Origin of the sequence: Aquimarina pacifica, from assembly GCF_000520955.1 — a bacterium.
Taxonomy (GTDB): domain Bacteria; phylum Bacteroidota; class Bacteroidia; order Flavobacteriales; family Flavobacteriaceae; genus Aquimarina; species Aquimarina pacifica.
Genome location: NZ_JACC01000007.1, coordinates 40,300 through 52,757, shown reverse-complemented (window position 1 = coordinate 52,757; position 12,458 = coordinate 40,300). Strand labels below are relative to the sequence as shown.

The 12,458-nt window shown below is 32.2% G+C and carries 10 protein-coding genes and 1 pseudogene; 10 read left to right on the top strand and 1 reads right to left on the bottom strand.

Annotated features, from left to right (window positions below; translation table 11 throughout):
- Nucleotides 1-47 precede the first annotated feature (47 nt).
- Together clpP and clpX are read left to right on the top strand one after the other, a co-directional pair.
- Nucleotides 48-722 carry an ATP-dependent Clp endopeptidase proteolytic subunit ClpP gene (clpP, locus tag DZ60_RS0104820; RefSeq protein ID WP_025740942.1) on the top strand — a complete coding sequence of 225 codons (675 nt, stop codon included), beginning with the start codon at nucleotides 48-50 and terminating at the stop codon, nucleotides 720-722.
- A 174-nt stretch (nucleotides 723-896) separates the two neighbouring features.
- Nucleotides 897-2,129 carry an ATP-dependent Clp protease ATP-binding subunit ClpX gene (gene clpX, locus DZ60_RS0104815; protein WP_025740941.1) on the top strand — a complete coding sequence of 411 codons (1,233 nt, stop codon included), beginning with the start codon at nucleotides 897-899 and terminating at the stop codon, nucleotides 2,127-2,129.
- Nucleotides 2,130-2,644: 515 nt separating this feature from the next.
- On the opposite strand, the gene DZ60_RS0104810 is transcribed toward clpX, so the two are convergent.
- Nucleotides 2,645-3,046, bottom strand: coding sequence for a hypothetical protein (locus DZ60_RS0104810; protein ID WP_152537369.1), 402 nt, complete (start codon nucleotides 3,044-3,046; stop codon nucleotides 2,645-2,647).
- Between the two features lie 772 nt (nucleotides 3,047-3,818).
- Between DZ60_RS0104810 and DZ60_RS0104805 the strand changes: the two genes are divergently transcribed.
- From DZ60_RS0104805 to DZ60_RS25740, 8 genes and pseudogenes are all read left to right on the top strand, one after another.
- Entirely contained in the window at nucleotides 3,819-4,952 is a 1,134-nt protein-coding gene (locus DZ60_RS0104805; protein WP_025740938.1) for an MraY family glycosyltransferase, read from the top strand.
- Between the two features lie 130 nt (nucleotides 4,953-5,082).
- Complete coding sequence (gene gmd, locus DZ60_RS0104800) at nucleotides 5,083-6,201, top strand: GDP-mannose 4,6-dehydratase (protein ID WP_025740936.1); 1,119 nt, start codon at nucleotides 5,083-5,085, stop codon at nucleotides 6,199-6,201.
- Nucleotides 6,202-6,203: 2 nt separating this feature from the next.
- Entirely contained in the window at nucleotides 6,204-7,154 is a 951-nt protein-coding gene (locus DZ60_RS0104795) for a GDP-L-fucose synthase family protein (RefSeq protein ID WP_025740935.1), read from the top strand.
- Between the two features lie 47 nt (nucleotides 7,155-7,201).
- Nucleotides 7,202-8,461, top strand: coding sequence for a lipopolysaccharide biosynthesis protein (locus tag DZ60_RS0104790; RefSeq protein ID WP_025740933.1), 1,260 nt, complete (start codon nucleotides 7,202-7,204; stop codon nucleotides 8,459-8,461).
- 55 nt (nucleotides 8,462-8,516) lie between these two features.
- The gene (locus DZ60_RS0104785; protein WP_152537367.1) at nucleotides 8,517-9,722 is read left to right on the top strand and encodes an O-antigen ligase family protein; all 1,206 of its coding nucleotides are present in this window, start codon (nucleotides 8,517-8,519) and stop codon (nucleotides 9,720-9,722) included.
- 30 nt (nucleotides 9,723-9,752) lie between these two features.
- On the top strand, nucleotides 9,753-10,925 hold the full coding sequence (locus DZ60_RS0104780; protein ID WP_025740929.1) for a glycosyltransferase: 1,173 nt from the start codon (nucleotides 9,753-9,755) through the stop codon (nucleotides 10,923-10,925).
- On the top strand, nucleotides 10,915-12,153 hold the full coding sequence (locus tag DZ60_RS0104775; RefSeq protein ID WP_051477574.1) for a glycosyltransferase family 4 protein: 1,239 nt from the start codon (nucleotides 10,915-10,917) through the stop codon (nucleotides 12,151-12,153). The genes DZ60_RS0104780 and DZ60_RS0104775 overlap by 11 nt, the downstream gene beginning before the upstream one ends.
- Nucleotides 12,141-12,353, top strand: a pseudogene (locus DZ60_RS25740) (hypothetical protein); the annotation flags it as partial. The gene DZ60_RS0104775 and the pseudogene DZ60_RS25740, both read left to right, overlap by 13 nt.
- Between the last annotated feature and the right edge of the window lie 105 nt (nucleotides 12,354-12,458).

The window sequence follows — 12,458 nt, the reverse complement described above, 5'->3', positions numbered from 1 at the left end:
TTAGGTTGACGCCTTTTCTTATAAATAAAAATTCAGAAAATAGAACTATGGATTACGGTAAAGAATTCGAAAAATACGCTACAAAACATCACGGAATTAATAGTAATTATTACGGAGATATCATTAGTAGTATGTATCCTACTGGGATGACTCCTAATATTATAGAAGAGCGCCAGATGAACATAGCTATTTTTGATGTTTTCTCGCGTTTGATGATGGATCGTATTATCTTTATGGGTACTGGGATTAATGATCAAGTAGCTAATATTATTCAGGCGCAATTATTGTTCTTAGAAAGTGTAGATTCTTCAAAAGATATTCAAATATATATTAATTCCCCTGGGGGTAGTGTATATGCTGGACTAGGGATTTATGATACTATGCAGTTTATAAAGCCAGAGGTTGCTACCATATGTACAGGAATGGCAGCTTCTATGGGAGCAGTGCTATTATGTGCGGGAGAAAAAGGTAAGCGTTCTGGGTTGCCTCATAGCCGTGTGATGATTCACCAACCTTTGGGAGGAGCGCAAGGACAAGCAAGTGATATAGAGATTACTGCGCGTGAGATTTTAATATTAAAAGAAGAATTGTATAATATTATAGCAAAACACTCAGGTCAAACCTATGATAAGGTTTATGAAGATAGTGATAGAGATTATTGGATGAAAGCTGATAAAGCTCTTGAATATGGAATGATTGATGAGATTTTGACTAGAGAATAATATTTTTCTTGTAAGTAAATAGGGGTGTATTCGTCTTATTTTATTTATTACAGAACTTACAAGAATTTTTTGTGAAATGTGTAGGTGATACTTATTAACTATGTACCACATCTACAAATGTATCAGACTATCGAAAATGAAAGATGTAGTCTGATGAATTGAAACTAAATAATTATGGCCAAGGAAGATTTAGAATGCTCTTTTTGTGGGAGAAAAAAGCCTGAAACCAATTTGCTTATCGCAGGATTAGACGCTCATATTTGTGATCGATGCATAGTTCAGGCAAATGGTATTGTGGTAGAAGAAGCAAAAGATGAACAAACAGGTGAGCTGAGTAGTGAGTTGATGCTGCGTAAGCCGATGGCAATTAAGAAATTTTTGGATGAATATGTGATAGGACAAGAGTTTACCAAAAAAGTGATGTCTGTTGCTGTTTATAACCATTACAAAAGGTTATTGCAGCCTAAGACCGATGATGATATAGAAATACAGAAGAGTAATATCATTATGGTGGGGCAAACTGGAACAGGGAAAACATTGATAGCAAAAACTATTGCCAAAATGCTTAATGTTCCTTTGGCGATTGTAGATGCAACGGTCCTTACCGAGGCAGGATATGTAGGAGAAGATGTAGAAAGTATTCTTACGCGATTATTGCAAGCGGCAGATTATAATCTCGAGAAAGCACAAAGAGGTATTGTATTTATTGATGAGATAGATAAAATTGCTCGTAAAAGTGATAATCCGAGTATTACCAGAGATGTTTCAGGAGAAGGAGTACAGCAGGCGCTCCTTAAGCTTTTAGAGGGTACTGTGGTTAACGTTCCTCCGAAAGGAGGGCGTAAGCATCCAGATCAAAAGTTTATTGAGGTAGATACAGAGAATATTCTTTTCATAGCAGGAGGTGCATTTGACGGGATTGAAAAAAATATTCAGAAACGTTTAAATATGCAAGCAGTAGGGTATAGTGCTTCTAAAAGTGAGGATGTTATAGAAAAGGACAACTTACTTCAGTATATCATCCCGAGAGATTTAAAAGATTTTGGTTTGATACCCGAAATTATAGGTCGTTTACCAGTGCTTACTTATATGAATCCATTAGATGCAGAAACGTTGCGATCTATCTTAACTGCACCTAAAAATGCAATTATTAAGCAGTACAAAAAACTGTTTGAAATGGATGCCATAGACTTTTCGATCACCGATGGAGCTCTTGAGTATATCGTAGAAAAAGCGATGGAATATAAGCTTGGCGCACGTGGACTTAGGTCTCTTTGTGAAGCTATTCTCACAGATGCGATGTACGAATTACCAGAGAGTGAAGAATCGGTATTGCGAGTGACTAAAGATTACGCAGAAAAGAAACTTAACAAATCGACAATTAAGAAACTTAAAGCAGTTTCTTAAATAAGAAAAGTTGTAATATAAATTTTAAAAAAAGCTCTTTTTATAAAAGAGCTTTTTTTAATTGTTTTTCTTTTGTAGTCGTGTCTTTCAGTTAAGTATTGCGAATGTATTTGATTAATAGTTGAATAATAGCAATGTTAGTTTTAGTAACAATGATGCTAAAAGAATTCTTATCCTATCTCGAAGCTTCAATAAATTAGGGAGAGCTTCGTTTTTTTTAAATTTTACTTATATATACTATGTTTAGGCTAATAAGACAAAAGTCTCTTGCGCTTATCTCATATAAATAGGTTGATAAATATTGGAAGTTATACACTCTACTATATCACATTTCTAAGTTTTGTGGTGTAGATGCTCAAAACATAGAGAGTCTTATCTCTTATGGTTGTTTATTAGATTCTTCGTTCCGGAGTTGTTATGAAGGATTTAGATAGTAAAAAAGCACTTTTATGTATACATAAAAGTGCTTTTTTACTGATTTAATTAGTGAAGTATTATAATGTGCTTCTTGCTTCTTAATTTGAATACGAAATTCTACTTCTTGGATTAGAGATGATATCTTCTGTGTTCTTAAGTACAACACTTTGATTGATAGTATTCGTATCGTTTATCTCTAAATTATTTTTCTTTATTAAGGCTTTATAGTATGCTGTTTTTGAGGTATAAATAGTGTTCTCTTTATTTGTAAGTACTACGCCATTAACAACATCAGTATCGTTTATCTCTAAATTGTTTTGATTTATTAAAGCTTTGTAATATGCTATCTTAGATAACTCAGCTTGACAAATAGTTTCATTTTCACTGCCAATTGATATTGATTGGTTCGAAGAAACATTATTTGTAATTAACTCAGTTTGTTGAGCGTTAAGATGTATCGTACTTAAGATAAAAATAGTTAGTAGTGTAGTAATTTTCATAAGATGGGGCTTTAAAGAAAAATATAACATTCTGATAACAAATTTAATATGAAAAGTAACTAAGAAAAAATCATTTCCTAATTTTTAGATCAAACGTATTTTTTAAACGATGAAATACTCATTTTTTAACAAAAAAATGCAATTATAACTCCTTGTTTTTACGGTTTTACCATAATTTTTGTTTTAAAAATATGTGATTTTTACCCTAAAAAGGTCATTTTTGGGAGGTAATAAAGTTTTTGGATGTAGGACTGAATATACCTTAATTGAAATAGGAAATCTCAAAGTCTTAACTAAAGTTCTTTGTCTTACAGTGCTTTATATAGTATTGGGTTAGGGTGATTGTTTTATTTATGGTAGAAACCCTAGTACTTTAGGGAAAGAATTTCGGATACTAACATATAATATATGGCTTCTGATGTAAATAGTAAAGAATAATCAGGGTATTCATGAATTTAAGAAGAACGTATAGTGCGTAAATAGTGTTAAAATTAGTTTAAAAATATACAAAAGTGCTTTTCAACGAAAATAAGGTCAGATTATCGAAGTTCTTCCTTTATTCTTGAATTAAGAAGAGGTCTTACCTTTGTATTTTCTATACTTTAGCTTCGAATTCATATTATTTTAATTAACAAAATTTAATACTAATTTAATAATATTTATATGTTCCAAACGTTAAAAGAGACTAGTTTTATATAAAATTACAATAGTTAACCAGCAAGAGTAATTATTCTCTTTTTTCGAGATATTGTTTCACATCACCACACACGTCATGAATGCCTTAAAACTATTATTGTCAGATTTTTACTTTCTTGTAATTTTTTCGGGATGTATTGCTTTCCTGATATCCTCAAGAATATTCCCCGCTATTATTTATTTGTCCAATACTAAAAATTTAATGGATGTTCCCGGTGAGCGGAGTATGCATGTTAACAAAACACCCACTTTGGGAGGTATTGGAATATTTATAGCATTTTCGCTTACTATTATTTTGTTTGCAATTTTTACCGATTTATCACAAACTGATTTGATTAAACTCCTCTCTTTATTGGGAGGCATCACAATACTATTATTTTTAGGTATTAAAGATGATATTCTAGTTTTGTCACCCAGAAAAAAAATCATTGGCCAAATCTTTGCGGCAACTATGGTGGTCTTAATGACCGATATTCGTATTGATAATTTTGGAGGACTTTTAGGTATTGAAGAGCTTCACCCATTTTTTTCGATTATTTTTTCGATTTTCATTTTTATCTTTATTATCAATGCTTTTAATCTTACTGATGGTATAGATGGACTAGCTGCCTCTATTGCAATTTTTGCAAGTACTGTATTTGGTATCTTTTTTCTTATCAATGGGAGCTACTTAATGACATTTGTATCGTTTATCCTTGTAAGTTCACTAGTCGGTTTTTTACGATTTAATTTATCTGACACTCAAAAAATATTTATGGGTGACTCGGGATCTATGTTTGTCGGTTTTATTTTGGCATTTCAGGGTATCGCTCTTCTTGGGATGAGTGGCTCAGAAGCATTAGATTTTAAACTAAACGGTTTACCGGTAATAGTATTGGCAGTTTTTGCGTTTCCTATTCTGGATACGACTAGAGTATTTTTTATTAGATTAAAACAGGGAAGAAGCCCTTTTAGTGCTGATAGGAACCATATACATCATAGATTATTAGATTTAGGATTTACCCATAAATCGGCGACCATTATTATATGTGCCTTTAATACACTTATTGTAGCATTGACACTTTTTGTTGATTTTCTTAATATTAATATTCATTTTCTGTTATTGATAGTATTGATCATAGTACCACTATTACATCTATTTCCATTTTTTATTGAACAAGAAAAGGATAAGGGAACCATGAAATTTGCAAAGCCTAAGTTAACTTTTTAAGAATTTGAGGATTAAAATGAAGTTGTATCGATAGAATTTTTACGCTATTTATAAACAAGGAAAGATTAGAAATTCATGTACTCAATTTAGTATTTGAATTAAAATCATGTTCACTAAAATAACTTAAATTTTGAAAAATAAAGTAGCCCTTATAACAGGTGTAACAGGTCAGGACGGAGCATATTTGAGCGAGTTTTTATTGAAAAAAGGATATACTGTTCATGGTATCAAAAGAAGGTCGTCACTTTTCAATACAGACAGAATAGATTCGTTATACCAAGATCCTCATGTAGAAAACCGTAATTTTATATTGCACTATGGCGATATGACGGATAGTACGAATCTTATTCGTATAATTCAGGAAATACAACCAGATGAAATTTATAACCTAGCGGCCATGAGTCATGTTCAGGTTTCTTTTGAAGTTCCAGAATATACTGCAAATGCAGATGGTATCGGGACATTGCGTATTTTGGATGCGGTTCGTCTTTTGGGATTAGAGAAGAAAACCAGAATTTATCAAGCCTCGACCTCAGAGTTATACGGTAAAGTACAAGAGGTTCCGCAGTCAGAGACTACACCTTTTTATCCAAGAAGCCCGTATGCAGTTGCCAAAATGTATGCATATTGGATAACGGTCAATTACAGAGAGGCGTATGATATGTATGCATGTAATGGTATCTTGTTTAATCACGAATCACCAATACGAGGAGAGACATTTGTAACCAGAAAAATAACACGAGCAGTTTCTAGAATTGCATTAGGCTTACAGGATAAGTTTTATTTGGGTAATTTAGACGCTCAAAGAGATTGGGGGCACGCTAAAGATTATGTAAAAATGATGTGGATGATTCTGCAGGCAGATACAGCAGAAGATTGGGTGATTGCAACAGGAAAAACAACGTCAGTAAGAGATTTTGTCCGCCTAGCATTTGAAGAAGTAGGTATACAACTCGAATTTAGAGGAGAAGGAGTCAATGAGAAGGCCTATGTAGCATCTTGCTCAAATAGTATGTATGAATTACCAATAGGTAAGGAGGTTCTAAATGTTGATCCGAAATATTTTAGACCGACAGAAGTAGATTTATTAATAGGAGATCCAACCAAAGCTGAAACAAAGTTGGGTTGGAAAGCAACATATACATTGCCAGAATTAGTTAAAGATATGATGAAAAGTGATCTTGTTTTAATGAAGAAAGATCAACACATCCTTAATGGAGGCTATGAAACTTTTAACTATTTTGAGTAGTAATGAAGAAAGATTCTAAAATATATATTGCAGGACACACAGGAATGGTTGGTTCTGCCACATGGCGTGCTCTAAAAGATAATGGGTATACTAATTTGATAGGGCGAAGAAGTGCCGAGTTGGATTTAAGAGATCAATTGTCTGTTTATGAGTTTGTTTCTAAAGAAAATCCAGATTGTATTATTAATGCAGCAGCTAGGGTGGGAGGTATATTGGCCAATAATGAATATCCCTATCAGTTTTTGATGGAAAATCTTCAGATCCAGAATAATCTGATTGATGCTGCTCATCAGAATGGTATAAAGAAATTTATTTTTTTGGGAAGTTCTTGTATTTATCCGAAGTTAGCCCCGCAGCCATTAAAAGAAGAATATCTATTAACAGCACCATTAGAGCCAACTAATGAATGGTACGCAATTGCCAAAATTGCTGGTGTCAAAGCATGTCAAGCAATAAGAAAACAGTACAAGAAAGATTTTGTGAGTTTGATGCCTACCAATTTATATGGTTTGTTTGATAATTTTGATCTTCAAACCTCTCATGTACTTCCTGCTATGATTCGAAAGTTTCATGATGCCAAGTTAAATAACAATGCAGATGTAATATTATGGGGTAGTGGTACACCCATGCGCGAGTTTTTGCATGTAGATGATATGGCTAGATCTGTCTTGTTTGCTGTTGAGAATGTTTTGCCAGAGTATTTATATAATGTAGGAACAGGTACAGATATTACAATAAAAGACCTTGCAGAGACTGTACAATCAATTGTGGGGCATCAAGGAAATATAGTATGGGATACATCTAAACCCGACGGGACTCCTCGTAAACTTATGGATAGTTCTAAATTAAATGAGCTAGGATGGCAACCAGAAATATCGTTAAACCAAGGAATTACTTTAACATATCAGTGGTTTTTAGAGAATCAGAATAATTTCAAGGAAGTTCATATTTAGGAACTAATCTACAGTTGAAATTACTTCTATCATAATACAAGCAATAGGTGTTAAAAAAATATAATCTCAAAAATAATAAAGAAATACCAAAACTATTTAGTGTTTTGGTTGATCAGGCTTTTATGAGTGTAACAACGCTTTTGACAACAGTCGTTTTGGCCAGAACTTATAGCAGAGATAGCTATGCAGATTTAGTATTACTTTTTTCTATAACACTTTTTGTTTTGGGGTTTCAAAGTGCAATTATCTCGAAGCCTTATGCTATAAATCTCAATGATTTTAAAGGTTCTTTTGCGCAAGATTATCATGGTTTTAATCTATATCTTAAACTCGTTTTTACAGTATGTATTATAGTTATATTTCCTATACTCTATTATTTCTCCTTTGATAATTTAGATAGCCTGGTTTTTTTTCTTTTTCTCTTATATGTTGTTGCACATTCATTTTATTTTTTTGTACGCGAAACATTACTAAGTGAGCGAAAAACCAAACAAAATTTGATATATGGACTAGTGTGTTCTCTCAGTATTATTTCATTGTTGCTCGTAATTCTAATAAGAGAATCGCAGAACTTGTCATTTTTTTTAGGAGTAACGTCTTCTGTGTACATTGGGATTGCTTTGATATATTTTTTTAAAAATAGAACCAATACCAAAATCTTAAAACAGCAATACATCGATTTTTGGCTTGTTAATTGGAAAATAGGGAAATGGCTCTTAGGATCTAATTTTTTATTTCATTTAAGTTCAAATATTTATCCATGGTTATTATTATATATAACGACCAAGGATGATATTGCAATCTTTGGAGTACTCATGAGTGTAGCCAATTTGGTGAACCCAATATTAACCGCATTGAGTTCTTATCTTCTTCCATTATTTGTAAAAATGAATGATGATTATTCGAGAATCAATAGAGGGGTTAAGAAATGGGTGCTGCTTTTTGGATTTATGGCCGTTATTTTGGTGATTATCGGATTCTTTTTTGGTCAATATATTATTGATCTATTATTCGGAGAAAAATATAAAAACTTAGGAGTGTTGGTAATATATCCATTTATTGTACAGGCTATTAATGTTGTTTTTCAACCTATTAAAATAGCACTTAACTCAATAAAAAGAACTGATGTTAATTTTTGGATATTAATTCCGAGAAGTATGATATCAGTCATTTTAGGGTATTTTCTTATTTCTAAATTCGCTATTTTAGGTGTGTTTTATACAATGATGATTGAGAATTTATTTTATCAATTAACCTATTTTGTTTTATATAAAAGAATTATTAATCCCAAGTTGGTCCATGGATAAATTAGAGAGGCGGGTATTAGAAATATCTTTGATTATTTTTTTGACATTAGTAATAATGAATTCGATAAAATTCATTGGTATAATAACAACTTTGGGAAGTGTCGGTAAATTGCTTTTTTGCTTGATCTTTATTCTTGGGGTTATTTTATTTGTCGATCGAGAAAAAATCAAAATTAAATTTCTGAGTAAAAAAGAGTGGATTATTATGATCTCTTTTTTACTTCTTTTTACAGCTTCTTTTACATTAATTACCAATACCCGAATTAATTTATTACCTAATTTGGCTTTTCCCGTATATTTCATTTTTTATTATTTCCTAATAAAATTATTAATCAGAGTTTATCAAGCAAAATTTGGAATCAAAATTACAAAGGTGGTTCAGTTCAAAGTTCTGGATATCTTCAGAAAAACTTTATTCGCTAATTTTTTGTTATGGTTCGCCTTAGCTATTGTCAGTGGGGTAAATATGTATGAAACCGATGGGGGATTCGGAGGCTTTTTTCAAGACGAAATACATTTTGGTTTTTATGTAGTAACTGGTTTTTTGGTATCATTTTATTTTAGATACAACACAATCTCCAAAGACACCTCTTATTTTAACCTCCTACTTATTTTGATGTATGGGGGAGTAGCTACACTTACTTCTAGAAATGCATTTCTTATAATAGTAGTAGCCCTGATTTTTTATTTTGGAATATCTAATATAAAGAATAGGTTTTATAGGGTTTCTCTGTCTACATTGATGATTATTGGCGTAATTGTAGGTTTAATAATTCAAGATTTCTCAGAAGAAGATGTTATTATACTTACCTCAGGGAGATATCAAATCTGGACATTGGCTTTTGAAGAGATGTTTACGAAAAATTTCATGCTACTGGGTAACGGACTATTTAATCTTAATGATGTCATACTTAGAGAAAATAGAGGGATAGGCTTTTATTATTTGGATACTCTAGAAAATTTATCATTTCATAGTTCATATATCGAAATACTATCAGGAGGAGGAATTGTTGTACTCATTTGTTTTTTTATGGTCATATCAAAAACCTGGAAAAAGTTAGAACCAATAGAAAAAAGTATCTTGATAGGTATCTTGGTAGGTGCGACTTTTGAAAGTTTTTTGGTCCAGCCTTTTATGCTGATAGCCTCTTTGTTTTATGTAATAATTATTTCTAATAATATGGAGGTCAAGAATTTTGTAAAGAGTACATTAGAGAGTGATCTACAACATCATGATAAGTCAATGCTTAAGAGTTATTAATAAGAACATGCGCAATAAAAAAAGTATCACATGGAAAAAGTAAATGTTGCAATGGTTTGTAAATTAATGCCTTACTATCGATTAGGGATTTTTCAAAAACTGAGTAGTATAGATAAACACTATGAGTTTAGTTTTTTTGGAGATACCATAAAGAAAGGCGGTATTGAACCTATACCATATGAATACGCTAGTGCAGAAGGAAAAGAAAGGGTACGATGGATTAAAACTAAAAACTACCTCTATAGGCCTGATAAACTGCTATGGCAAACGGGAATTATTAAAGAAATTTTTAAATCCAAGTTTAAAGTATTTGTATTTGAAGGAGCAATAGGGCATTATCCAATATGGTTATTTGCTTTCTTATGTAAACTTAGAGGTAAAAAGGTCATTTATTGGACTCATGGTAATAGAGGTTTGGATAAAGGTATAAAGAAACTTTTAAGGATTGTGTTTTTTAGATGGTTAGGAGATGCTCTATTTCTCTATGGAAATTTTCAGAGAAATATTATGATTAATGATGGGTATAATCCCAACAAGGTACATGTTATTTATAATTCACTTCAACCTAATAAGCAGTTTAAGATTCTAGAGGACTATGAGTCAAATAAAATAGCCGGTAAAAAGCATACGATGTTTAAAGATCCGAATGCATTCACCCTAATTTTTATAGGCAGATTGGCTGCTGCAAAAGGAGTTCTTGATATTCTGAAGGTGGTAAAGACGCTTAAAGAAGATTTAGTTATTACTAATTGTATTTTTATCGGAGAAGGGCAAGAAAAGAAAGGGATGGAGTCTTATTGTAAAGAAAATCAATTAGATGATCAGGTATACTTTGCTGGGGCATTATATGATGAAGAAAGTATCGCTCCTTACTTCGTAGAAGCAGACTTGTTACTTTCTCCGGGTAATGTAGGTCTTAATTGTATGCATTCATTAGCTTATGGTGTTCCTGTATTGACACATGATGATTTTAGATTTCAAAATCCAGAGGTTGAGGCTATTGAAGATGGTGTGACAGGAGTGTTTTATAAGTATGGTGATTTTGATGATATGGTTTCAAAATTAAAACACTGGATTGCTAAGGGTATTTCTAAAGAGACCAATAGAATAAATTGTCAACACGTAATAAAAGAGATTTATAATCCAACTCATCAGGCAGCATGCATGTTGACAGGATTTAATAAAGTACTTTATGGAGAGTAAACCGATGCATATTTTAGTTTCGGCATATGCTTGTGGACCCAATTGGGGTTCAGAAATAGGTATGGGGTGGAACTGGGTAATGAGTATAAGCAATTATTGTAAGCTTACGGTTATTACTGAATTAGGTTTTAAAAAAGATATAGAGGAGGTAATATCAGAGCTCGATATTAAATTCGTTCCTGATTTTCATTATATCGACATAGGAGAAAGAGGAAGAATGTTGTTCTGGAAACAAGGTTCTGCGAGCTTTTATACACATTACAAGAGGTGGCAAAAAAAAGCCTTAGACTTGGCAAAAGAACTTATTTCGAAAGAACAATTTGATATTGTTCATCAGCTTAATATGATTGGGTATAGAGAGCCCGGTTATTTGTGGAAATTAGATGATATACCATATGTCATAGGGCCTGTAGGAGGGTACAATCAATTTCCGATCAGCTATTTTTCTGTGTTAGATTTTAGAAATAAACTATTTTACTTGACAAGAAATATAATCAACAGAATTCAGATGATTTTTTCTTCTCGACCTAAGAAAGCATATAAGAGAGCCGATTATGTAATATTGGCAAGTCCTACGGGAAAAGAAAATGTGTCTAGACACGCGAGAACAAACCCTATTATAATACCAGAAACGGGTGCACATAAATTGCCAATTGATTATAACATAAAAGTTACTGACAATGAAAAATTGGTCCTTGTATGGGTGGGTTTTATTACAGGAAGAAAAGCTTTACCAATAGCATTAAAGACCATTGCCAAATCTAAGTATAAAGATAATTTGATTTTGAATATTGTAGGTGATGGTCCGAGTGCAAATTTGTATAAAACGATGGCAGAACAACTCGGATTAGACAATGTGAATTGGTTAGGTAGTGTAACCCATAAAGAGGCTAAAAAATTAATTGAAGCGTCTGATATGTTATTTTTCACCAGTGTGTTAGAAGCTACAAGTACAGTGGTTTTCGAAGCGTTACAGGCAAATACACCAGTCTTGTGTCATGATACTTGTGGGTTTGGTAATGTTATAGATGATAGCTGCGGTATTAAAATACCTTTGGAGAATGTTTCGAATAGTATAGAGATGTTCAGTGAAAAAATTGATCAATTAATCGAAAATCCAGAACAATTAAAAGATTTAAAGAAAGGATGTAGTGAGAGAATAAAGGATTATTACTGGGATGAAAAGGGAAAGAAAACATATGATATCTATAAGAAATGCTTAGAATAATTAAAAACCAAATTGTAGCACTAAGAGATTACTATCTTAAAAACATTAAGTATAGAAATTATAGGATTGGAAAAGGGTTTCACAGTGGTAAAGGGGTACATTTATGGGCCAAAAATGAAATCAGAATAGGAGATAATTTTTATATAGGAAGGTTTTCTCAGATAGAGTGTGATGCAATCATAGGGGATAATGTGATTATAGGAAATCATGTAGCCTTTGTGGGTAAATATGATCATAATTATAAGGAGATAGGAGTCCCTATTCGCTTAGCGTCACAAATTAGAGATGCTGATTATAATTGGTTT